Raw genomic sequence first — 23786 nt, forward strand, 5'->3', positions numbered from 1 at the left:
CTGTCACGCACGAATAAAGGGGTTCTCACGCATTTCGTCGCCAAGGCGGGTATCCGGGCCATGCCCTGTGACCACGGTGGCATCCTCGTCAAGGCTGTACAGGCGCTGCTTGATCGAACGCTCGATGGTCGCGTAATCACCGCCCCACAGGTCGGTACGCCCGATACCGCGACGGAACAGCGTGTCACCGGCGATCAGCAACTTGGCGTCCTCGAACCAGAAGCTCATCGAACCCGGCGTGTGCCCTGGCGTATGCAAGGCCACGCCGCAGCCACAGGCCAGCTCCTCGTCATCGGCCAGCCATTTGTCCGGTGCCGGCACAGGCGTGTAAGGCACACCGAACATGCTGCACTGCATCTCCAGATTGTCCCAGAGGAACTGATCTTCCTTGTGCAGGTGCAGCGTGGCACCGGTTTTCTCCTTCATCTGCCCCGAAGCAAGAAAGTGATCGAGGTGCGCATGGGTGTGGATGATGCTCACGACCTTGAGACCATGCGCCTCCAGACGCGCCATGATCAGATCGGGATTGCCACCCGGATCGACGACGATGGCCCTCTTGGTAATCGGGTCGCCGATGATGGTGCAGTTGCACTGCAAGGGGCCTACTGGGAAGGTTTCGCGGATCAGGGCGGGACGTTCTACAGAACTCATCAGGGCACCTCATTTCGGTAATCGCCGGGCAGTTTACCGGTCCATTTGCGGAATGCACGGCGGAAGTTGGACGGGTCGCTGAAACCCAGCAACTGGGCAATTTCATACAGCGGCAAATGCGTGGTGCTCAGGTACTGCAGGGCCAGCCGTTTGCGCACGTCGTCGAGCACCTGCTGATAGCTGATACCCATCTGCGCCAGGTGCCGGCGCAGGCTGCGTCCACTGGTATGCAGGGCACTCGCGGCGCTTTCAAGATCAGGAAAGTCACCTGGTCGTGCCAACAACAATCGGCGCACCCGTGTGAGCAGGCCGTCCTGCACGTCGAGGCTGGCCAACAGGGCTTCGCACTGCTGCTCGCACATCTGCACCGTGGCCGGGTTGGCCAGGGCCATGGGCCGCTGCAGATAGTGCCGCGGCAGGCGCAGCCAATGACAGGGCTGCTCGAACTGCGCGGCCACACCGAACACCTCGGCATAGCGCTCGGCGTACTCCGGTGCAGGATGAGCGAAACCGACGGCCAAGCCCTGTAGCTCTTCCCCCAGGAGAAAACGTGCAATGGTGTGAATGCTGGTCAGCAGGCCCTCGGCGGTAAAGCGCGATTGCGGCCCCATGGGGAAAGACTCGATGGCGCGCAATTCCACATCCTCGCCCTGCTCTACGAGTTCCAGCTCGAAGGACAGACCGAGCACGCGGTAGTACTTCAGGGCGAACTGCAGCGCCTTGCCCAAATTGGCGCTGGACAGCACCGCGTAACCGAGAATGCCATGGGTGGAGACGTTCAGGCGCTGGCCCAGTACCAGGCCAAGTGCCGGTTCGCCGCACCGCTCCAACGCAGCCTGAGTCAGATGGTGAAAGTCGATAAAGGACAGTCGACCATTGGGACTGCCAAGCACCTCTGGGCGTACCCGCGCGGCGGCAAACAGCTCGGCACGCGCCAGGCCGAGCTCTTCGGCCAGCGCCAGCAATGCCTCGGCGTAGGCAACGGGAACCAGTTCGGCGGTGAAGTTGAGGGTTTGTTTCATGGGTTCGTTGTTCTGGCGACTGGCCGCAAATGACCTTCCCGATTGCGAACCTTAGCTCAGCGAATCCATGCTCGCTGCCCTGCTGCTGCCCCAACTTTCTGCTGGAATAACGCACTGGCCGGATATGACTGTCACCTTGGCTGTTACGAACCTGTCCCCAGCGGCTTATGACGCCCATAGTGGGAACCAGTCAAACAGCGCAATGGAGTTCTCATGGCCAGCACTACACCGGAAGGATTGCAGATTCGTCCCAGGCACATGGATTTCGATCTGCCCAACCCGCTGCCGCGCCACTGGAACGGCGGCGACGCCTTCAAGACCCATTTGTTCGATGCCATGTCGGTGTTGTTTCCCGACGGCGAGCGTTTCTTCATCGACTCGGTACGCCATTTCCGCAACCGCATCGACGACCCGGTACTCAATGAACAGATTCGCGGTTTCATCGGCCAGGAAGGCCACCACAGCCGTGAACATCTCGAATACAGCCAGCGCCTGCGCGACCTGGGTTACGACGTAGAGCGCATCGAGAAACGCGCCCAGACGCGCATCCGCTACACCCAGAAGAAGTTCTCGCCACAACGCCAGTTGGCCGCAACCGCAGCGCTGGAACACATTACCGCGATCATGGCCGATGGCCTGCTGAGAAATAACGCATACATGGTCGACGCTCATCCGACCCTGGCTCGCCTGTGGCGTTGGCACGCGCTCGAGGAGACCGAGCACAAGGCGGTGGCCTTCGATGTCTACAACCAGGTGTGCGGCAGCCGCAAGCTGCTGCGGCGGGCAATGCTCATGGGCACTTTTTTCTTCGTGCTCGATACCACCCGTGGCTTGGCACACATGCTCAAGGTCGACGGCCTGCTGTGGAACTGGCGCGTCTGGCGCGACGGCATTCGCTGGATGTGGGGCAAGGAAGGCGTGTTCCGCCCGCTGATCCGCACTTATCTGGATTTCTTCAAGGACGGTTTCCACCCCTGGAAGCACAACAACCTGGATCTGCTGCACGCCACCCGCGAGGAGTTTGACGGTACCCCGCTGATTCAGGCCGGAGCCGCCTGAAACGCAGCACCTGCCACGTAATACAAACAAGCCCGGATTGTCTCTGGGCCTTTCCAGGGCAAGCTCAACCCAGCAGAAATTTCATTGCATCGGCGGCGCTCTGCTCGGGAATCTCTTCCATGGGAATGTGCCCGACACCGGGGTAGACCTTGACCTGAATGCCCGGCAAATCGCGCTGCCACAACGGCACGTGCCTGGGTGAGATCCAACGATCACGATCACCCCACATCAGCAGAGTAGGCACCTTGATCAGCGCGACCCGCTCTGGCGTCGTGTGGAGTTCTTCCTTGTTGACCTTCAACAGCACACGGAAGATATCCATCATGCCGCGGCGGTTGCCTGGGCGCCGCGACAGGTCGTAGTAGCGGTCGACCACGCCTGGTTTGATTCGTCCTGGCTCACCGTACACCTCCTTGATGCCCTGGGCGATCAAGGCGCGCGGCATCCACATCGGCATGGCGACAGTAGCGCCGGGCAGCGCAGCGGCGGCGATCATCCAAGGCACCTTGTGCATCGGATAGCCGGCCGGGTCGATCAGCACCAGCTTGCCAACGCGCTGCGGCTGCGTCAGGGCGAAGTTCCAAGCGATATAGCCACCGAGGGAGTTGCCGGCGACATGCGCCTTGTCCACCTGCAGGTAATCGAGCAGTTGGCCAAACACATGCATCATGCGCTCGACCGAGTAGACGCCGTCGCGCGCCGGACCGGTGAGGCCGAAGCCCGGAACGTCGAAGCGGATGATGCGGTAATGCGGGGCGAAGGCCTGCACCCACCCATCCCAGGTGTGCAGAGAAGCGACCACGCCATGGATCAGTACCAACGCCGGTTTGTCACGGCTGCCTTCGTCACGGTAATGGACATTGAAGCCGTCAATCTCGACATAGCGAGAACCCTGAGCAGCATTGCCATAACGCGATTTCAGGCGCTCCAGCGGCAGAGGCCCGAAGCCCAGACGGGCGAAGCCTGCAGCCAACGGCGGTTGCAGAGACAGTCTATTGGCAGACATGCGCGATACCTCGACACTTGCAGTAGGTATCCGTGATCAGAGCATGAGTGGGCGCCAAACACCGCCCAACCTAGGTTGAGCCAAGCACCGTCTTGATCGGCTGCTGCAATGCCCAGATCAGCGCAGCAGACCGAGGCCCTTAGCCCGCGCCACTGCCTGAGTGCGCCGCTCGACGCCGAGCTTGCTGTTGATGTGACGGGCATGGGTCTTGACCGTGTGCAGGGAGATGAACAGACGCTCGCTGATCTCCTGATTGGAACAGCCACGCGCGATCAACTGCAGCACGGCCAACTCGCGGCCACTGAGTTTTTCCGTCAGGCCGCCCTCCTCTGCTACCACCTCCTCGTCCGAATCCCGACTGCCTGGCAACTGCACGAGCAGCGCGTCGCACAGCGGACACGGCGGACGCAACTGCAGACGCTCGCGCAGCCATCGCGGCTGATGCTGTAACAGCTCGATGAAAGGTAGCAACGCACCGCCTTGAGCGAGATCCAGACAACTGTCGAGCTGCTGCTGCGCCTCCCGCTCTCGCCCGGTCTGCTTCAGTAATTGGGCGAGCTGCGCCTGCGCCGCCAGACCGACCAATTGACCACCCAGCCCCTGTGCACGCTGCTGCAACGCACGCAGACGACGCTCCGCATGCTCCAGCTCGCCCTGCAAACGCTCCAGCGCTGCCTGCTGCAGATCGATATGCAACGCCAGCTGCGGGTGAAACTCCGGCGCCAGTGCTCGCCCCTGCTCACCATAGGTTTCCGCCAGCTGAGGCAACCAGGCGGCAGCCAACTCCACCTGTCCTTGCCGCAGCCACAGCTCACACTTGATCAGCGTGATCATCGCCAGGTAGTAGATCGCCGGCACATCCCAGACATGCATCAAGCGTTCGGCCTCACCCAGCAGCGCAAACGCTTCGGCTGGCCGTCCATCACGCCCTTCCAGGCTGGCCAGCACGCAATAGCCAATCAATGCACCGACATCGCGGCAAGCCCTGGCTTCGGCAATCCCCACCCGTAAGCGTTCCACGGCCTGAGGCTGCAGACGCAGACTGAGCAGATAGCCCTCATAAATCGTCAAGCGCGCCCGCACCGAGTAATTACGCTGTGCCGGCAAACGCTGCACCAGCAGCAATCCCTGGTGCACTTCCTCCTGCGCGCGCAGCACCTCACCACGGGCCTGCAACACACGAGCCCGCTCATAATGGGCAAGCGCCTCGAGCAGAGGGTTGTCGATACGCTGTGCCAGCTCCAGGGCGTCGCGGTTCAGCCCACGCGCACGCCACAGATCGCCACGCACCATGGCCAGGTTGGACAACGCCGACAGACACATGAAATGCGGGCCATAACGCTCCGCCGGTAAACCGGCCAAGGCCTCGCTGCATTGCAGTTCGGCACGCACACCATCGCCACGGCCACGGGCGATGACCCCATCGAGCGCCTGCCATTGCGCCAGCAGGCTGCGCTGGGTGGCAGGCTCGGCAGCCGGCAGGAAGCGTGCGAGCTGATCAAGCAACTCTTGGGCGGCATCCAGCTGGCAGGCCAATGCCAGTGCCCAGCCATAGAGCATGATCAGTCGTGGTGTGCTGGCCAGCAGATCGTCCGGCAGATTGGTTTTCCAGCGCAGCAGCATGGCGATGTTCTGTTCCGCCAGCATCTGCTCCTCGGACAGGTTCTGCACCAGGCTGGCGGCCACGTCAGCCTGCCCCGCCAGCAGCGCCTGCTCAATGGCGGCATCCAGCATGCCTTGCGCAGCAAACCAGCGACAGGCACGCAGGTGGGCGCTACCGTGCGAACGACTCAATCCGTCGGCAGAGCGCGCATTGAGCAGGTCGGAGAACAGGTGATGATAGCGAAACCAGTGCCCCTGCTCGTCGAGCGGCACCAGAAACACCTGATTGGCCTGCAGATGACGGATGATCGCGGCGCTGTCATGGCTGTCACGAACCGCATCGCACAACTCAGCGCAGAAGCGCTCCATACAGGCGGTGTCATACAGGAACTGTTGCACCTCGGCGGGCTGCCGCTCGATGACCTCCTCGAGCAGGTATTCACGGATCAGCCCTTCACCGCCGTGCAGTTGAAGCAACTCGCCAGCTTCCGCCAGTTCCTCGACATCCAGCAGCCAGAGTCGTAAACCAGCGATCCATCCCTCACTGCGCTGCAGAATCCCGCTGACCTGCTGCTGCTCGAGACGCGCGCCCTGACTTGCCAACAGCGCGTCCAGCTCGGCAGCCGTCAGACGCAGATCCTGCTCGTTGAGCTCCAGCAACTGCCTCGATAGACGCAGGCGCGCCAGGTGCCAGTCAGGCCGCTGACGGCTGGTGACCAACAGCAGCACACCAGGTGGTAAATGATTGAGGAAGAATTGCAGACAGCGATCCAGCACCGGCCCCTGCGCCAGATGGTAGTCGTCCAGCACCAGCAACAGCGGTTGACCATCATCGAGTTGCTGGGTCAGCTCATCGAGTAAACCGTCAAGCCACTGCTCGAATGCGAAGGGTTGGTGGCGCTGGCGCATCTTCAACAGCCCGAGCGCTTCCTCGCCGAGGCCAGGGTAGAACTGCTGCAGCCCATTCAGGAGACGCTCGAGGAAGCGCCCCGGATCATGATCGCGCTCGCTCAGCCCGAGCCAGAGGCTGTGCCAGTGATCGGGTAGTCGTTCGCAGAACTCGATGGCCAGCGAGCTTTTGCCAAAACCTGCTGGCGCACTGACCAGCAGCAAGCGCCCTTGCAGGCCCTCCTCAAGACGCTCACACAGCCTGGGCCGTGGCATATGCCCTGCCGGCAGTGGCGGACGATAGAAACGCGCTTCCACCGGTGTGGCCGGCGTGTAGGGAAAACCTGGCGAGCGGGAGAGATCTGTCATCGGCCTATTCTTGGAAGTCTTCTATGTGCATCGGCGGGCTCGATCTGAACCCAGCCTAGCGACTTGCAATGGCCATTTGAAGCGCCCGCTACAGTCCGTAACGAAAAAGCCGGCACAAGGCCGGCTTCTTCGTGTTGCTTGAGGCAGGTTTTAGCGAACGCCAGCCTGACGCAGAGCGGCCGGGGTGTAATCGCTGCTGGAGGCCTTGTAGTTGAAGTCGTAGGCTTGTTTCTCCTCGTTCTTCATACCCAGGGCCAGGTAGCGACCGGACAGCAGGTCGTACAGGGTTTCCAGTGTATACCAGGGCACCTGCTTGTCGTAGTAGTACTGGGCATGCGCCTCAGCTACACGCCACAGGGTGCCACGGCCGTCGTAGTGGTCGATCAGAGCGGCTTGCCAGGTGTCCTCGTCGATGTAGAAGTCACGCTTGGCGTAGATGTGACGCTCGCCAGACTTCAGGGTCGCGGTCACGTGCCATACGCGGTGCAGCTCGTAACGAGTCAGATCCTGGTTGATGTGGCCGGCCTTGATGATGTCGGCGTACTTCAGGTTCGGCGAGTCGAGCTTGTAGGCATTGTAGGGGATATAGATCTCCTTCTTGCCGATCAATTGCCAGTCGTAACGATCCGGCGCACCGTTGTACATGTCCAGGTTGTCCGAGGTGCGCAGGCCGTCAGCGGCGGTACCCGGACCGTCGTAAGACACCTGCGGGGCACGACGCACACGACGCTGACCGGCGTTGTACAGCCACGCCAGACGCGGTTCCTTCACCTGGTCCAGGGTCTCATGTACCAGCAGCACGTTGCCGGCCAGGCGCGACGGAGCGGTTACGCGCTGCTTGAAGTAGAACAGTACGTTGCCGGCCTTGCTCGGGTCATAGTCGGTCAGCGCATCGCGGAAAACAAACTCGTCTAGGAAGTAGACCAGCGAGTAGGAACCGTTCGCCTGCGGAGTCGCCTGGGTCACCAGACGACGCACGCTGCCACCGCGGTAGCGGGTGATGTGGTTCCAGATCACTTCCAGACCGTTCTGCGGGATCGGGAAGGGGTTGGCGGTCTGGAAGTTCTCCAGGCCATTACCACCTTCCACCATCTTGGTGTTCACCGCGTTCTGCTTGGTCGCCTCCAGCACCGCAGCCGGCAGGCTGGCCGAACGGTGAGTCGGATAGACCGGCATCTTGTAGCTTTCCGGGTAGCGCTTGAACATCGCCAGCTGGCCAGGGGTCAGCTTGTCCTTGTACTGGTCGACGTTCTGCGCGGTGATGGTGAACAGCGGCTGCTCGTTGGCGAACGGATCGGCCAAAAAGCCACGCGGATCGACCACACCGGCGTTAGTCGGCAGACCGCCGGTCCAGGCCGGAATCGAACCATCGGCATTGCCGGCCATCTCGGCACCGACTGGAGTCAGGGTGTTGCCCAGCTTCGCCGCCTCATCGGGCGACACCGCCGCCATCACGCTGGTAGCCAGCAGAGACAGGGTCAGGACACCGCGTTGCCACAGTTTTTTTGTTGTTTTCATTTGCATCATGATTCCTCGAAATTCCTGGACGCTTAGAAGTTCATACCGAAGCTGAGTGCGACGAAGTCGCGGTCACGCTGAGTGTTGTACTTTCCACCACCGAAGAAGTTGGTGTACGACAGATCAGCGGTGTAGGTGTTCTGGTACTCGGCATTAAGACCAAGGCTCACGGCCTTGCGACCTTCCTCGAAGTTGGCGCCTGGGCCAGGAGAATAGCCCTTCACATCGTGCGACCATGCGACACTTGGACGCAGATTCACGCCAGCCAGGGCATTCGGGTATTCCCAAATAGCGCGAGCGCGATAGCCCCAGGAGTTGGAGGTAGTGAAACCGTCATTTTCACAATAGCGTCCGACATTCTCGGCCGTACCACTACCCAAATTCCCTGTATTCAGGCTTTGGCAAGTACCGCCAGGCAGAGGCCCCGGCCCAAAGACGGGGTCACGCCCGTAACGTGCCTCGCTATTGCTTTCCAAACCACCGACATGGGTCCAACCGATTTCACCCACCAACGTCAGACGACTTGCGCCCATGACTTGATCTAAGAAATGAGTGAAAGTCGTTTGAAGCTGAGTGATTTCCTTACGGCGATAGCCATGCAGATCGGTGCCGGGAGAGCCCTGCAGTACCGACACATTAGGATTAAGCGGCGTAATGCCGGCAAAGAGGATATCGGTGGAGTTCAGTTGTACTGGTGCGTTGGGTCGGTAGCTGATCTCCCCGCTCCACGCGGTGCCTGTTGGCAAAGTGGTTGAGAAGCTCAAGCCATAAAGACGAATGTCTTCCGGATACTCCACAAAGTACTTGGAATTACCAGCCACGACTAGCGGAGCCAATTGCCCCACCAAGCCTGGGATAGCAGGGCCAGGCACACCAATACCATTTAGCTGCGAACCAAGACCGCCGGGATTCGAAGGAATGAACAATGCATAGACGGAGGGATCGGCAGCCGCGCCACTAAATATCGGCAAGCGACTGTGATAATTCATCGCATAGAAACCGAATTCGGTATCCAATGGCTCAAACAGATAGCGGAATGCGACACCCCACTGACCACTGTCTCGGGCATCTCGATCAGCGCCACGGGCAACCAGAACCCCTTCATCGGGGTTACTCCAAGAAACACCATTGTCCTTGAGAAGATCAACAACCCCCGGAGCCAACGGGCCGAGGCCTGCCAAGGATTGAGACAAACCAACCTCCGTACTGAGCACTGGTAAGTTGTTATCACAACCATCCGCAATAATATCCGCCTGAGAGAAGAAGGTGCCGCAGTTATCCACCACGGTCTGATCCCATTCAACCTGGTAAAAAGCTTCCATGGAAAGGTTGTCGGTCAAACTCTGCGCGACATAGAACATGTTGACAGGGATCAGACCTTCCTTGATCTCCGCGCCAGGGCGACGGAATGCAGAAACGTCAACGGGGTTGATGGCGTTGATGCCACCACCTATGAAAGTACTCTCACCCCAGTTGACCACTTGCTTACCGAAACGAACGCTACCCGGCATATTACCGATGGCGTAGTTGTGGTAGATGAAGGCGTCGAGGATCTCAGCGCCGGAAGACTGCGCGCCCTCTTTACGGTTGCTATCGCTGATGTCCTTGAACAGACGGCTCTCGTCCTTCAGCTCGAAGTCGTACCAATATTTGCCGCGAACGAATACGCCGGTGTCACCGTACTTCAGTTCAAGATCATGGATACCTTTAAAGATTTTCGAGAAGGTCTCACCACGCTTGAAGTTCAGGTGACCGTCATCGGAGGTCTGCGACAGACCACGACCGCCGTTATTCACGCCGATCAGGTCTTTATCTGCCTTTTCAGTCGACCAACTGGCGCCCACCGACAGCGACGAGTCGAACTGGCCTTCGATCTCGCCGATATTGAAAGTGACGCCGAATGCCGGAGCGGCAAGGGTGGAAGCGAGGCTGACGGCCAGCGGCAGTTTTGCCAGGCGCCAGTAGGGTTTTGTTTTTGTTGTCATCGACGCTACTCCATGTGTTTTTTGTTATGGATGCTTTGACTATAGCCAGCAGGTGGTACTGCTTGATCCCTCGAAAGTGTGATTTGCAGCCCCCAGGCACTCTGGCTCGCAGGTTTCAGGCCCTGCCCCTAGCCAAGCATGGACGTGAAACAGCAATTAGCAAGCCAAACGCTTGTTTGACTGAGCGGTCACTTTCACCGGCCAGTCAATTCGCACCTCACAGCGTGGACAGGAACGCGCTGCCAGCCTCCAGCCACTGGGCGATTTCGACGCGAATGCGCTTCTTGTCCAGTTTGCCAACGCTGGTCTTGGGAATTTCAGTAACAAGGGCGATCTGCGTGGGAATCGCCCACTTGTTGATGTGGCCTTGCTCCACGAAAGGCTTGAGATGCTCCTTCAAGCCTTTGGCATCCAGCCCCTGTTCTTCGCGCAGCACCAACAGCGCGAACGGGCGCTCCCCCCACTGCGGATCAGGCACCCCAACCACTGCCACTTCACGTACCACAGGGTGACGGCTGATCAGGTCCTCCAGCTCCAGTGAGGAAATCCACTCGCCACCGGTCTTGATCACGTCCTTGATGCGATCACGGATTTCGATGAAGCCCATGCCATCGATGGTCGCCACATCGCCGGTATGCAGCCAGCCATGCGCCCAGAGCTCCTCACCCTTCTCTGGCTCACGGAAATAGCCCTGGGTCAGCCAAGGAGCACGCAACACCAACTCACCCTGGGATTCGCCGTCACTGGGCAATAATTTTCCGTCAGCATCCATGATCGCAGCCTCCACCAACGGCACCGGAATACCGGCCTTGATCCGATAAGTGGTGCGTTCATCCTCGCTACCCGCGCGCAGCTCCTCATTGAGATAAGCGCAGGAGATCAAGGGGCAAGTCTCGGACATGCCATAGGCCGCCGTCAGCTGGATGCCGCGCTCCTTGGCCGCCTCGTAGAGGGAGCGATTCAGCGCGCTACCACCGATGATCATCTTCATGCCGCCGAAGTCATGGCCCTGCGCCCCCGGTGCACTCAGCACCATCTGCAGGATGGTCGGGACGCAGTGGGAGAAGTTGACCTTCTCTTCCTTGATCAGGCGGCAAAGCATTTCCGGCTCGTAGCGGCCGGGATATACCTGCTTGACCCCAAGCATGGTGGCCACGTACGGCACGCCCCAGGCATGCACGTGGAACATCGGCGTAATCGGCATGTAGACATCGTCGTTGCCCAGCAGGCGGATGCTGTCAAGGCCGCCCATGGTGGTCGCCATGGACATGGTGTGCAGCACCAGTTGCCGATGAGTGAAGTACACGCCCTTGGGGTTACCAGTGGTGCCAGTGGTATAGAAGGTCGTAGCCACCGAGTTCTCATCGAAATCGGCGAAGTCGTAGTGCGGGCTGGCCGCGGCCAGCAGGCTCTCGTACTCGCCAACGAGGTTCGGCAACTCGGCGTTCTTGTCTTCGCCATCGGTCAACAGCAGGGTCTTCTCGACGGTGGTGAGCTGCCCGGCAATGCCGTTGTACAGCGGCACGAACTCACTGTTGACCAGCACGAAACGGTCCTCGGCGTGGTTCATGGTGTAGAGAATCTGATCCGGCGACAGGCGGATGTTGATGGTGTGCAGTACCGCGCCGAGCATGGGTATGGCGAACATGCACTCAAGATAGCGGTGACTGTCCCAGTCCATGACCGCCACGGTATCGCCGGCCTTGACCCCCGCCTCGCTGAGCACGCTGGCCAGCCTTGCGACACGCTCGTTGAAGGTGGCGTAGCTGTAACGCAGTTTGTCGCGATAAACGATTTCGCGGGTCTTCTCGTAGCGACTACCGGAGAGCAGCAGACGCTTGATCAGCAGCGGATAGGCGTGGGCGTTGTTGGCGGGAGGGATCAGTCGAGTCTGCAGCATGAAGTCACCTTGAGGCACGCGAGGAATGGGTATGCAGCGACTCTAGAGCGCCTGCTGCACAGCGAAATCAGCCCAAAGAATGATTTGCTACGTGACCCTATGGCCACTTTTGGTCACAGGTTAGAATCAGGCCAGCAAGCCAGTCTATAAACAGACTTCACCGAGCCACACTTTCGTTTGAGGTAACACAATGTCCGATATCGTCATCGTCAGCGGCGCCCGTACTCCCATGGGCGGCTTTCAAGGCAGCCTGGCCAGCGTGCCTGCCGTCGAGCTGGGCGCTGCCGCCATTCGTGAAGCAGTCAAGCGTGCCGGCATCGAGCCGGCCGACGTACAGGAAGTGATCATGGGCTGCGTACTGCCCGCTGGCCTCAAGCAAGGCCCGGCCCGTCAGGCGTCGCTCAATGCTGGCCTGCCCTCCGCCACCGGTTGCACCACCATCAACAAGCTGTGCGGCTCGGGCATGAAGGCCGTGATGATGGCCTTCGACTCACTGAAGGCCGGCAGCAACCAGGTAATGATCGCTGGCGGCATGGAAAGCATGTCCAACGCGCCCTATGTACTGGAAAAAGCCCGCACCGGCCTGCGCATGGGCCATGGCGAGATCAAGGACCACATGTTCCTCGACGGCCTGGAAGATGCGCGCACTGGCCGTCTGATGGGCTCCTTCGCCCAGGAAACAGCAGACCAGTACGGCATCACCCGCGAGGAAATGGATGCCTACGCCATCGAGTCACTGCGCCGTGCCCAGGCAGCGATCAAGGATGGGTCGCTGGACGCGGAGATCGTTCCGGTCACCGTCACCTCGCGCAAGGGTGAGGTGGTGGTCAAGGATGACGAACAGCCGCTGACGGCCAACCTGGGCAAGATCCCCGCACTCAAGCCTGCCTTCAAGAAGGACGGCACCATCACCGCGGCCAACGCCAGTTCGATTTCCGACGGCGCCAGCGCACTGCTAATGATGACTGCTGATGAAGCCGCCAAGCGCGGCCTCAAACCACTGGCCAAGGTGGTTGCCCATGCCACCCAGAGCCAGGACCCGAGCGAGTTCACCCTGGCGCCCATCGGCGCCATGAGCAACCTGCTGAAGAAGAGCGGCTGGAGCAAGGACGACATCGACCTGTTCGAGATCAACGAAGCCTTCGCCATGGTGACCATGCTCGCCATGCGCGAACACGGCCTGGATCACGCCAAGGTCAACGTCTTCGGCGGTGCTTGCGCCCAGGGCCACCCGGTCGGCTCCACCGGCTCGCGGATCATCCTCACCCTGATCAACGCCCTGCAGAAGAAAGGCGGCAAGCGCGGCGTCGCCTCGCTTTGCATCGGCGGCGGCGAAGCCACCGCAGTCGCCATCGAACTGCTGTAAGCCGGCCCACCGACGAAAGAGCCCCGCAACTGCGGGGCTCTTTCTTTTAGCAGGTTGTTAGAACCACCTGCTAGCGCATTTCGGTCAGCGCCAGCTTCACGCCGATCCCGACCAGCACTGCCCCCATCAGCCGATCGAACCAATGCCCCATGCGGGCGAAACCGGCGCGCACGCGTGGCTGGCTGAACAGCCAGGCCACCAGACAGAACCAGAACGCCGTCGCCAACGCCAGATAGAGGCCATAACCAGCCTGAACCGCCACTGGGGTATGCGGGTTGATCACCACGGTGAACAAGGAAAGGAAGAACAGCGTCGCCTTGGGATTCAAACCGTTGGTGACGAACCCCGTGACGAAAGCACCACGACCGCTACGCTCGCCTGCTGCCAGATTCAACTCGGCGCTGGCCGGGTCGGCCGGACGCGCACGCAGCGCCTTGATGCCGATATACAGCAGATAAGCAGCCGCCAGCCATTTCAGCGCGTTGAACAGGACGATGGACTGCGACACGATCAGGCCAATACCGAGCAACGAATAGGTGACATGGACCAGAATCCCGGCGCCCACACCGAAAGCGCTGAACAACCCAGCGCGTCGACCGTAGCCGACACTCTCGCGCACGACGATGGCGAAATCCGGCCCCGGGCTGGCCACAGCCAGCAGGTGAATCAGGGCAACGGTGAGAAATTCAGTCCAGTACATGGCGGCTCCGCATCGACGATGAAGGTCTGGTAGGCTCGCCAATCTACTCTTGCGACCCTCCTGCGAAAAGGTACAGCTGATGAGCAACAGCCCACGCGCCGTCTTCCTCGACCACGCCTCCCTCGACCTTGGCGACCTCGACATGCAACCGCTGCATCAGGCGTTCGCCGAGCTGACCCTGCACGCGCACACGCGGCCGGATCAGGTCGCCGAACGCCTGCAAGGTGCCCAGGTCGCCATCAGCAACAAGGTGCCGCTGGACGCCACCACCTTCGCTGCCTGCCCAGAGCTGAAACTGGTTCTGGTAACCGCCACCGGCACCAACAACATCGACCTGAAAGCCGCCAACGCCCATGGTGTGACCGTCTGCAACTGCCAAGGCTACGGTACTCCGTCCGTGGCACAGCACACCTTGATGTTGCTGCTGGCCCTGGCCACGCGCCTGCCCGACTACCAGCGCGATATCGCTGCAGGTCGTTGGCAGCAAGCCAGCCAGTTCTGCCTGCTTGATCACCCCATCGTCGAACTCGAAGGCAAGACTCTGGGCATGCTCGGCCATGGCGAACTGGGCGGCGCAGTCGCCCGCCTGGCCGAAGCCTTCGGTATGCGCGTGCTGCTCGGCCAACTGCCGGGCAGACCCGCGCGCGCTGATCGCCTGCCGCTGCACGAACTGCTGCCGCAGGTCGATGCGCTGACCCTGCACTGCCCGCTCAACGAACAGACGCGCAACCTGATCGGCGCAGCTGAGCTGGCCCTGATGAAACCGCGCGCGTTCCTGATCAACACCGCGCGCGGCGGCCTGGTCGACGAACAGGCATTGGCCGATGCCCTGCGCCGTGGTCATCTGGGCGGCGCCGCAACCGACGTGCTGCTGCAGGAGCCACCGAAGGACGGCAACCCCCTGCTGGCAGCCGACATTCCGCGCCTGATCGTCACCCCGCACAGCGCCTGGGGCAGCCAGGAAGCGCGCCAGCGCATCGTCGGCCAGGTCGTGGAAAGCGCCGCCGGCTTCTTCGCCGGTGCGCCGCTGCGAGTCGTCGGGTAAGCTGCGCAGCTTTTTTTGGGGCGACGGACCAGCGCTGCGCTTTAGCAGCGATGCCCAGGTTTCTCGAACCGAGATCGCTCCTGCCCCTCTTACTTTTCCGCATCACAGATTTCAGGAAGCACCATGGACCCGCGAAGCGAAGTTCTCCTGCGTCAGGCCGAGTTGTTCGGTGGCGAGCTGCTGTTGGCCGGCCTGCCGGCTGACGACCTGCTTGGTGCCCTGCCGCAAGCGCGCGGCTGGAACTGGCATGCCGGCGATCAGGCAGTGCTCGCCGCACGCTTTGCCGGCCGCAACCACTTCGACACACGCATGCCCGATGGCGACTACCGCGCCGCCGTGCTGTTCCTGCCCAAGTCACGCGAGCTGACTGACTATCTGCTGCAAGCGCTGGCCTCGCGCCTGGCAGGTAAACCGCTGTACCTGGTCGGTGAAAAACGTGGCGGTATCGAGCGTGCGGCGAAACAGCTGGCTGCTTATGGCAAACCGCGCAAGCTCGATAGCGCGCGACATTGCCAACTCTGGTGCGTCGAGGTGGAACAGGCGCCGCCCGTACCCGACCTGCACGCCCTGGCACAGAGCTACCCATTGCAGCTGGCCGACGGGGCACTGGAGATCGTTACCCTGCCCGGCGTATTCGCCCATGGCCGCCTGGATCGCGGCAGCGCGTTGCTGCTGGAGCATCTGGATGACCTGCCCAGTGGGCACCTGCTGGACTTCGGTTGCGGCGCCGGCGTACTCGGCGCCGCACTCAAAAGACGTTACCCAGACAACGAGCTGAGCCTGCTGGATGTCGACGCCTTCGCCCTGGAAAGCAGCCGCCTGACCCTCGCGCGCAATGGCCTGTCAGCCAACCTGATCGCCGGCACCGGGATCGAATCGGCGCCAGAGGGACTCAGCGCCATCGTCAGCAACCCGCCGTTCCATCAGGGCGTACATACCGACTACCAGGCCAGCGAGAACCTGCTGAGCCAGGCGGCTCGCCACTTGATAAAAGGTGGCGAGCTGCGCCTGGTGGCCAACAGTTTCCTCAAATACCCGCCACTGATCGAGCGTCATCTCGGCCCCTGCCGCACCCTGGCAGACGCCGATGGCTTCCGCATCTATAGCGCACGACGCTGAATTGGGGTTGCCCCCAACGCAGCGCTTGGGCACAATTGCGCCCGTCCTAGGGGAGTAGTCTCCCGCGAGCGCCCTGCTCGCCCGGTATACGTCAACACACTTGCTCCGCAGAGCATGGCGTATACGACCCAAGGCCTTCACAGAGAGGCCTGCGGTTTGACAAGACCTATGACACGCACAACCTAACCCGGGGCGGGAAGGTCGTTCGTGTCATAAGCCGTGTCGACCCGCCCCCTGTAGGAAACCTGATGCTGGAATCGCTGTTCGTCCCCACCCTGATCGTTGCCCTGGCCGAAATCGGCGACAAGACCCAGTTGCTCGCTCTTCTGCTGGCCGCCCGTTTTCGCAAGCCCTGGCCAATCATCTGGGGCATAGTCGTCGCCACTCTGGCCAACCACTTCGCCGCAGGCGCCGTCGGTAACTGGGTCGCCGGTTTCTTCTCCCCTGCCACGCTCAGCTGGATTCTCGCCGCCAGTTTCGTCGCTGTAGCGGCCTGGACCCTGGTGCCGGACAAGCTCGACGACGACGAGGAATCCGGCCTGAAGAAGTACGGTCCCTTCCTCACCACCCTGATCGCCTTCTTCCTCGCCGAGATGGGCGACAAGACCCAGGTCGCAACCGTGATGCTGGCCGCGCAGTACCCGCACTTCATCCTGGTGGTGGTCGGCACCACACTGGGCATGTTGATCGCTAACGTACCGGTGGTACTGGCGGGCAATTTCGCAGCCGAACGCCTGCCGCTGACCCTGATCCGGCGCCTGGCCGCCTGCGCCTTCGCCGCGCTGGCAATCTATGCCGGCTACCAGGCAATGAAGCTGAGCGGCCTTATCTGACGGAGCAATGACGTCAACGAGCCGGCACTTCGGCCAATCCCAGCCCCCTCCTGCCTGCTGCTAAAGTGCGTGCCACGTCACAGGGTGACGGCCGGTAGTCGGGAGGGCTGCATGTCATTGGATGATCGCAAGAAGGTGGTGTGCCAGCACATCGATCTGGTCTGGAACAAGGGCCGCCTGGCGCTGGCCGAACAACTGCACAGCCGCGACTTTCTCTATAAGAGTTCGTTCATTGGTCGGCCGCTCGACAGCACCGGTTTCACCCAGATGGTGCAAGACATCCGCAGCGCCATGCCGGACCTGCAGGTACTGGTCGAGGAATGCATCGCCGAGAACTACAAGGTGGTCACCTGGAGCACCCTGATCGGCACCATCCAGAAACCCGCACTGGGCTACCCACCCAGCGACAAGGTACTGAGCATCTCGGCCATGGCCTTCTGGACCCTGACGCCGGGCAATGAGATCCAGGAAATCTGCACCATGTTCGACATGGAAAGCTTCCGCGCTCAGTTGGGCCTGCAACCCCGTCCACTTGCCGAAACCGCCCTGCCCTGAAACGCAAACGGCGCGCCGTGAACCATCACGCCGCGCCGTTTCCTGGCCCGAAATTAACGCCCTGCCTTGGCCTGCTCGTACAGCGGCATCACCTTGGGGATCGCCGCCTGCAGTGAGGCGATACGGCTGCTGGACGACGGGTGGGTACTCATGAACTCGGGCGGTGCCCCACCACCGGCGGCCTCCATCTTTTGCCACAGGCTGATGGCGGCATTCGGGTTGTAGCCCGCGCGGGCGGCCAGCTCCAGGCCAATCAGGTCGGCCTCGTTCTCGTTACTGCGGCTGTTGGGCAATGTCAGGCTGTACTGCACCACCGTATCCGCCATGGCCATCCCACTCTCACCCAGTCCGAGCAAGGCACTGGCACCCTGTTTGGCGACCTGAATACCGTAGGCCTTGGACATCGCCTCACGGCTGTGCTCACGCAGGGCATGCGCCATTTCGTGGCCCATGATCGCGGCGATTTCATCGTCAGTCAGCTTCAGCTGCTCGATGATGCCGCTGTAGAAGATGATCTTGCCGCCCGGCCCGCAGTTGGCATTGAGCTCGGGGCTCTTGATCAGATTGACCTCCCACTGCCAGTTGGCGGCATCCGGGCGAAAACGCGGCGCCTGCGGAATCAGGCGACCGGCGACGGCCTGCAGGCGCTTGGCATTATTGCTGGTCTTGTCCAGCACGCCCTTGCTCGACGCCTCGCTCAGCGTCTGCTGATAGGACTGCGCGTACATCTGATTGACTTCTTCGGCTGACAGCATGCTGAACATGTACTGCTTGCGCTCCACGCCAACCGCACCACCGCTGGTGGTATTGACGGCCTGACACCCTGCCAGCAGCACGGCAGCAGCCAGGCCACTCAGATATAGAACCTTGCTCATCGAGCCTTCTCCTTGAATCGGACGCCCTATGCTAGGCCGCCCCCGTGGCACGAGCAACCGCGTCACTTGCGCGATAGCCGTGCGCCATCTTTGCTAAATGCAACAGCAGCCAGATGCTCCGCATCAACCTATTAAGGTTTTCCCCTGTCACGGCCGATAGCCCGTAACAGGACACACTGCGCTCGGGAGCTCCCATGAAGTTCAAGTCGATCCAGTTTTCCGTCGCATTCCTCGCCGGAGCCAGTGTGCTGGCAGTGGTCGTGGCATTGGTGCTCTACGCCCTGTTCGCCAGCGACCGAACCCAGAATCTGGTGCAGCAACGCACCCAGGTATTGCTCGAGCAAATCATCGAACAGCGCCTTTCCTCACTGGCGCAGGCCCAGGTCAGCGAAATCCAGCGCGAACTGGAAGCGCCCCTGCAGATCACCGCCGACCTGGCGCGCGTCAACGCCATGCTCGGCATGACCGATGCCGACGGCAGCCCGCTGCTCAGCATCAGCCGCGAAGAACTGGCCAACCTGGTACATGAAACCACGGCGCAGAATCCCAAGCTGCTCGGCAGCTACCTGGGCTGGGAGCCAAACGCCTTCGACGCCAGCGACGATATGTACGCCGGCAGCAAGGAAAATGGCTACGACGGCACCGGCCGTTTCCTGCCTTGGTGGTACCGCAATGCCGACGGCAGCCTCGGTGTCGATGCCATCGGCTCGACCGAGAGCGAGGAGCTACTGCCGACCGGCGTGCGCGCGGGCGAATACTACCTGTGCCCCAAGGAACGCAAACGCCCCTGCGTGATCGATCCAGCCCCCTACGACGTCGGCGGCAAGATGACCATGCTCGCCTCCTTCACCTCACCAATTCTGGTCAACGGCGAGTTTCGCGGCATCGCCGGGGCTGATCTGGCGGTCAACTTCATCCAGGAACTGTTGGTCAAGGCCGACGCCCAGCTCTATGGCGGCGCCGGCGAGATCGCCCTGATCGCCAGCAATGGCCGTATCGTCGCCTCGACCCAGGCACCGGAAAAGCTTGGCGAGCCCGCTACCGAGCTGCTCGACGCCAACGAACTGGCCAACCTGAGCAGCCTGCAGCCCGGCATGCCGAAGTACGACGTGCATGTCGAGGACGATCCCGCCGACAGCCATATCGAGCTATTCCTCAGCTTCACCATCGGCCAGACCGACGCTCGCTGGGTGCTGATGCTGTTACTGCCGCTGGACACCGTGATGGCTGACCTGCGCCAACTGCAGGCCGAGCTTGCCACCCAACGCGACGGCGACACCCTGGGCATGACGCTGGTGGGCTTGCTGATCGCCGGCCTGGGTCTGCTGGTAATCTGGTTCGTCGGCTACGGCATCGCCCGTCCGCTGCGGCAGATGGTCGGCATGCTCGATGACATTGCCAAGGGCGACGGCGACCTGACCGTGCGCCTGCAGGTCGACCGTACGGACGAGCTGGGACAGATCGCTCAGGGCTTCAATGCCTTCCTGGCCAAACTGCAGACGATGATCGCCTCCGTGGTGACCTCGGTGCAGCAGGTCAGCGATTCCTCCGAGCACACTGCCGACATCGCCATCCGTACCAACCAGGGCGTGCAGAAGCAACTGGCCGAGATCGAACTGGTGGCCACGGCGGTACACGAGATGACAGCCACCGCGCAGGACGTCGCGCGCAACGCCACTCATGCTGCCGAGGCGGCCAACCACGCCGACCGCGCGGCCAATCAAGGCAAGCAGGTGGTGCAGGAAACCTCCAGCGCCATCGCCGCCCTGGCCAGCGAAATCGGCCGCGCCGTGGGCGTGGTGCAGAACCTGGCCAAGGACAGCGAGAACATCAACGCCATCCTCGTTGCCATACGCGGCATTGCCGAGCAGACCAACCTGCTCGCCCTCAATGCGGCCATCGAAGCAGCCCGCGCCGGCGAACAAGGTCGAGGTTTTGCCGTGGTCGCCGACGAGGTACGCAACCTGGCACAGAAGACCCAGCAAGCCACCGAAGAAATCCAGAACATGATCCAGCAGCTGCAGCAGGGCACCCGCGAAGTGGTCAAGGTGATGGAGCAGAGCCAGAGCAAGACCGACGACAGCGTGGAGCACGCCAACCAGGCCGCTCAATCGCTAGAGTCCATCACTCAAGCCGTGTCGGTGATCAACGACATGAACACGCAGATCGCCAGCGCGGCGGAAGAACAGAGCGCGGTAGCCGAAGACATCAACCGCAACGTCACCAATATCGGCCAGGTCGCCAACGAGGTGGCCGGCGGCGCCGACGAAGCCAGCCAGGCCAGCGCCCAACTGACCAAGCTGGCCGAACAGCAACGCAGGCTGATCAACCAGTTCAAGGTGTAAGGGACTTCATCAGGTAGGGTGCGCCGCATGCACCGGCTCTGGGCCAGCCGCGGTGTGCACAGCCTGGGCGCCCCCTCGACACCCTGCGCAGGCTCAAGCCGGAGTCAGACACTCCGGCGCATCCAGCTGTGGATCGTTGACCAGCGTTGCCAGCGCGCGCTCACGTAGCGCCATCTGCGGCTTGAGCAGCAGCGCTGCCAGTTGCTCGGGGGGCGTGTCGTTGCTCAACCACAACGCCTGTTCGTGCTCACCGAGAATCAAGGGCCGCCGCAGCGTGGCAGCTTCCTGAGTGATCAGCGCCACGCTCAGGTACTCCTGCCCGCCCACCGGATAAAGCTCCCACAACGCCGCGAAATACATCAGGGGCTCACCGTTGCTCATCCAGTACGGCCGCTTGCGCGCGCCACCGCGCCACTCATAAAAGCCATTGGCCGGCAGCAGCGCGCGGCGCTGGCGGAAGGGCTCACGGAACATCGGCTGCTCGGCCAGGGTTTCGGCGCGGGCATGAGCCGGGGTCTTGGACAGATCCTTGAGCCACGCCGGCGTCAGTCCCCAACGCGCCGCGGCCGCTTGCGGCCCTTGCTCGCCAGCACGCAACATCAGCACCTGGCCGTTGGGCGCCAGATTCCAGCGCGGCTTCTGGTCGGCGGGAAAGCCGGGTAACGCCGCAAAAGAGGGCGACCAGCGGAACAGGGCATAACGTCCACACATGAAACGACTCGACAGGCAGGGGGCGCGTCAACAGAGCAACACGCCCTGAAAGGACTCTGGCTCATCGCCAGGCACAGGTTGCGCCGCATTGTACTCAGCGATCAGCGTCCGTGCCCGCTCGGCGTAGTGATCAGCGACGACCAAGCCGAGCAGGCCACACGCCGGCAACTCCCCCACCGCACCGACCAGATGCTGACCGAGCAGATGCGCCTCAACGCCCTCACTGGCCAGCATGTCCACCAGCATCTGCCCTTCCAGCAGGTTTTCCGGTTCGTAGATTCGTTGCATCAGTCGTTCTCCCCGCGAACGTCCAACTCCCACTCGGTGCCGTCCGTACGCAGCTCGAACTCGATCGGCCGACAGCACACCGGACAGTCTTCGATGTAGGACTGATCACCACCCGACAGATCCAGCAGCGCCTCGGCCGGCTCGCCGCAATAGGGGCAATAATACAACTGGCTTTCCAGCATCGCGGCCTCCTTGTGACTTGGCGGTATAATCGCCGGTCTACTGCTCACCCTGTTTAAGCAGACCCCCTTTCAACCTTAGCCGTTCTAGAACAAGAGAGCATGATGGGCGCATTCGATGCCATCCGACCCTATGCCGATGCAGAAGTGCGCCCCGTACTGGCGCGCCTGCTCGCCGACCCGGCGTTTCTCGGCACCCTCACCCGTTTTCGCTTCCCGCGCCTGGCCGGGCCACTCGGCTGGCTGCTCAAGCCGCTGATCACCGCGCGGCTGCGCAGCGAGTTCGCCAGCATCGATTCGGTTTCCAAGCTGCAGGAAAAGATCGAACCCTATATCGATCGCACCATCGAGCATGCCAGTGATGGCATCAGCTACTCCGGCCTGGAACACCTGCAATCGGGCAAGCCCTACCTGTACCTGGCCAACCATCGCGATATCGTCATGGACCCGGCCTTCGTCAATTACGCCGTCTACCACGCCGGCCTGCAGACGCCACGTATCGCCATCGGCGACAACCTGCTGCAGCGCCCCTTCGTCAGCGACCTGATGCGCCTGAACAAGAGCTTCATCGTGCACCGCTCGATCAGCGGGCGACGCGAGAAGCTGGCGGCCTATCAATTGCTCTCGGCCTATATCAACCACTCGATTCGCGAAGATGGCGAGTCGATCTGGATCGCCCAGGCCGAGGGCCGCGCCAAGGACGGTGACGACCGTACCGACTCGGCCATCCTCAAGATGTTCCACATGAGCCGCAAGGATGAGCCGTTCGCCGCCGTGATCGATTCGCTGAACCTGATCCCGGTGTCGATCAGCTACGAGTACGATCCCTGCGACCTGGCCAAGGCCCGCGAACTCTGCGTACGCGCCGCCACGGGCAGCTATACCAAGGCGCCGGGCGAAGACGACACCAGCATCGCCCTGGGCATCACCGGCTACAAAGGGCGCGTGCATCTGCACTTCAGTCCGCCTGTCGCCGGCCTGGAGGACACCAAGCAGCTTGCCCAGGAGATGGATCGTCACATTCTCGGCCAGTATCGCCTGTTCCCCGTGCACTACTTGGCCTACGCCATGTGGGAAGGCCGCGAGGCCGAGCTGAACGTGCCAGCAGCAAGCGACGTATTCGATGCCGCGGAACTGGCCAAGGCCGAAGCGCAGTGGAACAAACGCCTGGCCGCCTGCAGCGCCGAAGAAAAGCCGTTCCTGATCCTGCAGTACGCCAATCCGGTGCGCAATCAGTACCGGATCAAGGTGGGTCTGCCTCTGTAAGAGGCCCGCGCTACAAACGAAAACGGCAGCCTGATGGCTGCCGTTTTCGTTTAGCGCTCAAGCATCAAAGCCGTGTGCTGAGCCAGGACAGCAGCAGGGCTGCGCCCAGGCAGACGGCGCCAAAACGGTAGAAGAAGCGGTTGATGCGCACAGTGCGCTCATCCTGTGCTTCGCTTTCGTCCAGCTCACCCTGAGCCAGCACGCGCGCCATACCGCGCTGCTCACGCACGCGAGTCATCAGACACAGCCAGGCACCCGCCAACGCGAAGAACAATGCCAGCGAATTCACCACCCCGGCCGGATGGACGAGAAACAGCGACCACAACATCTGCAGCGACATGCAACACCTCGAGAACAGCATGGTGCAGCAACCCCGCCACTGCACCAGAATGGGGATTTCGGCCGAGAAACGGTACGTCTCGACCCTCGAAAAGTCGTCGCGCAGTGTACTGAACTAGCGCTTTTATAAGGTTCGTTTCCGACGAACGCGGCCCGCTATCCCGA

21 protein-coding genes and 1 riboswitch are annotated in these 23786 nt (G+C 61.7%); of the genes, 8 read left to right on the forward strand and 13 right to left on the reverse strand.

Annotated features, from left to right (window positions below):
• Nucleotides 1-3: 3 nt before the first annotated feature.
• Both BM186_RS15370 and BM186_RS15375 read right to left on the reverse strand, forming a co-directional pair.
• A complete protein-coding gene (locus BM186_RS15370; protein ID WP_074916359.1) occupies nucleotides 4-651 on the reverse strand; it encodes an MBL fold metallo-hydrolase in 648 nt (215 codons plus the stop codon).
• A complete protein-coding gene (locus tag BM186_RS15375) occupies nucleotides 651-1673 on the reverse strand; it encodes an AraC family transcriptional regulator (protein ID WP_074916361.1) in 1023 nt (340 codons plus the stop codon). The genes BM186_RS15370 and BM186_RS15375 overlap by 1 nt, the downstream gene beginning before the upstream one ends.
• 213 nt (nucleotides 1674-1886) lie before the next feature.
• Between BM186_RS15375 and BM186_RS15380 the strand changes: the two genes are divergently transcribed.
• Nucleotides 1887-2732, forward strand: a complete 846-nt coding sequence (locus BM186_RS15380; protein WP_074916363.1) for a metal-dependent hydrolase — start codon at nucleotides 1887-1889, stop codon at nucleotides 2730-2732.
• Nucleotides 2733-2796: 64 nt separating this feature from the next.
• On the opposite strand, the gene BM186_RS15385 is transcribed toward BM186_RS15380, so the two are convergent.
• The 5 genes from BM186_RS15385 to BM186_RS15405 form a co-directional block, all read right to left on the reverse strand.
• On the reverse strand, nucleotides 2797-3738 hold the full coding sequence (locus BM186_RS15385; RefSeq protein ID WP_074916365.1) for an alpha/beta fold hydrolase: 942 nt from the start codon (nucleotides 3736-3738) through the stop codon (nucleotides 2797-2799).
• A gap of 117 nt (nucleotides 3739-3855) precedes the next feature.
• Complete coding sequence (locus BM186_RS15390) at nucleotides 3856-6597, reverse strand: winged helix-turn-helix domain-containing protein (RefSeq protein WP_074916367.1); 2742 nt, start codon at nucleotides 6595-6597, stop codon at nucleotides 3856-3858.
• Between the two features lie 150 nt (nucleotides 6598-6747).
• Nucleotides 6748-8115: a DUF1329 domain-containing protein gene (locus tag BM186_RS15395; protein WP_074916753.1), complete on the reverse strand. Its 1368-nt coding sequence runs from the start codon at nucleotides 8113-8115 to the stop codon at nucleotides 6748-6750.
• 32 nt (nucleotides 8116-8147) lie between these two features.
• Nucleotides 8148-10100, reverse strand: a complete 1953-nt coding sequence (locus tag BM186_RS15400) for a DUF1302 domain-containing protein (RefSeq protein WP_074916369.1) — start codon at nucleotides 10098-10100, stop codon at nucleotides 8148-8150.
• 217 nt (nucleotides 10101-10317) lie between these two features.
• Nucleotides 10318-12000, reverse strand: coding sequence for a fatty acid--CoA ligase (locus BM186_RS15405; RefSeq protein ID WP_074916371.1), 1683 nt, complete (start codon nucleotides 11998-12000; stop codon nucleotides 10318-10320).
• Between the two features lie 190 nt (nucleotides 12001-12190).
• Between BM186_RS15405 and BM186_RS15410 the strand changes: the two genes are divergently transcribed.
• Nucleotides 12191-13366, forward strand: coding sequence for a thiolase family protein (locus BM186_RS15410; protein ID WP_074916373.1), 1176 nt, complete (start codon nucleotides 12191-12193; stop codon nucleotides 13364-13366).
• Nucleotides 13367-13436: 70 nt separating this feature from the next.
• Here BM186_RS15410 and BM186_RS15415 read toward each other — a convergent pair whose 3' ends face one another.
• A complete protein-coding gene (locus BM186_RS15415) occupies nucleotides 13437-14066 on the reverse strand; it encodes a LysE family translocator (RefSeq protein ID WP_074679398.1) in 630 nt (209 codons plus the stop codon).
• 79 nt (nucleotides 14067-14145) lie between these two features.
• Here BM186_RS15415 and BM186_RS15420 point away from each other — a divergent pair, with 79 nt between their 5' ends.
• From BM186_RS15420 to BM186_RS15435, 4 genes are all read left to right on the forward strand, one after another.
• A complete protein-coding gene (locus BM186_RS15420; protein ID WP_074916375.1) occupies nucleotides 14146-15111 on the forward strand; it encodes a 2-hydroxyacid dehydrogenase in 966 nt (321 codons plus the stop codon).
• A gap of 123 nt (nucleotides 15112-15234) precedes the next feature.
• Nucleotides 15235-16230 (forward strand): class I SAM-dependent methyltransferase, encoded by a 996-nt coding sequence (locus tag BM186_RS15425; RefSeq protein WP_074916378.1) that lies wholly within the window; start codon nucleotides 15235-15237, stop codon nucleotides 16228-16230.
• A gap of 37 nt (nucleotides 16231-16267) precedes the next feature.
• Nucleotides 16268-16388, forward strand: a riboswitch (yybP-ykoY riboswitch).
• A 93-nt stretch (nucleotides 16389-16481) separates the two neighbouring features.
• Nucleotides 16482-17063, forward strand: coding sequence for a TMEM165/GDT1 family protein (locus BM186_RS15430; protein WP_099481824.1), 582 nt, complete (start codon nucleotides 16482-16484; stop codon nucleotides 17061-17063).
• Between the two features lie 111 nt (nucleotides 17064-17174).
• Nucleotides 17175-17618 (forward strand): ester cyclase, encoded by a 444-nt coding sequence (locus BM186_RS15435; protein ID WP_074916382.1) that lies wholly within the window; start codon nucleotides 17175-17177, stop codon nucleotides 17616-17618.
• Nucleotides 17619-17671: 53 nt separating this feature from the next.
• Here the strand turns inward: BM186_RS15435 and BM186_RS15440 are convergent, their stop codons facing one another.
• Entirely contained in the window at nucleotides 17672-18493 is an 822-nt protein-coding gene (locus BM186_RS15440; protein WP_074916384.1) for a M48 family metallopeptidase, read from the reverse strand.
• Nucleotides 18494-18687: 194 nt separating this feature from the next.
• Between BM186_RS15440 and BM186_RS15445 the strand changes: the two genes are divergently transcribed.
• Nucleotides 18688-20838: a methyl-accepting chemotaxis protein gene (locus tag BM186_RS15445; protein ID WP_074916386.1), complete on the forward strand. Its 2151-nt coding sequence runs from the start codon at nucleotides 18688-18690 to the stop codon at nucleotides 20836-20838.
• Between the two features lie 93 nt (nucleotides 20839-20931).
• Here the strand turns inward: BM186_RS15445 and BM186_RS15450 are convergent, their stop codons facing one another.
• Genes BM186_RS15450 through BM186_RS15460 form a run of 3 tightly spaced genes read right to left on the reverse strand, consistent with a single transcriptional unit; the run spans nucleotide 20932 to nucleotide 22019 of the window.
• Nucleotides 20932-21549, reverse strand: coding sequence for an SOS response-associated peptidase (locus BM186_RS15450; RefSeq protein ID WP_074916387.1), 618 nt, complete (start codon nucleotides 21547-21549; stop codon nucleotides 20932-20934).
• A 27-nt stretch (nucleotides 21550-21576) separates the two neighbouring features.
• Nucleotides 21577-21837 (reverse strand): putative signal transducing protein, encoded by a 261-nt coding sequence (locus tag BM186_RS15455; RefSeq protein ID WP_072424310.1) that lies wholly within the window; start codon nucleotides 21835-21837, stop codon nucleotides 21577-21579.
• Nucleotides 21837-22019, reverse strand: coding sequence for a CPXCG motif-containing cysteine-rich protein (locus BM186_RS15460; protein WP_017675389.1), 183 nt, complete (start codon nucleotides 22017-22019; stop codon nucleotides 21837-21839). The genes BM186_RS15455 and BM186_RS15460 overlap by 1 nt, the downstream gene beginning before the upstream one ends.
• Before the next feature lie 99 nt (nucleotides 22020-22118).
• On the opposite strand from BM186_RS15460, the gene BM186_RS15465 reads away from it, so the two are divergent.
• Complete coding sequence (locus tag BM186_RS15465; protein WP_074916389.1) at nucleotides 22119-23282, forward strand: 1-acyl-sn-glycerol-3-phosphate acyltransferase; 1164 nt, start codon at nucleotides 22119-22121, stop codon at nucleotides 23280-23282.
• A 64-nt stretch (nucleotides 23283-23346) separates the two neighbouring features.
• Here the strand turns inward: BM186_RS15465 and BM186_RS15470 are convergent, their stop codons facing one another.
• Nucleotides 23347-23622, reverse strand: a complete 276-nt coding sequence (locus BM186_RS15470; protein WP_074916392.1) for a hypothetical protein — start codon at nucleotides 23620-23622, stop codon at nucleotides 23347-23349.
• Nucleotides 23623-23786 lie beyond the last annotated feature (164 nt).

The sequence above is a fragment of the Ectopseudomonas toyotomiensis genome (genome assembly GCF_900115695.1).
Taxonomy (GTDB): Bacteria; Pseudomonadota; Gammaproteobacteria; order Pseudomonadales; family Pseudomonadaceae; genus Aquipseudomonas; species Aquipseudomonas toyotomiensis.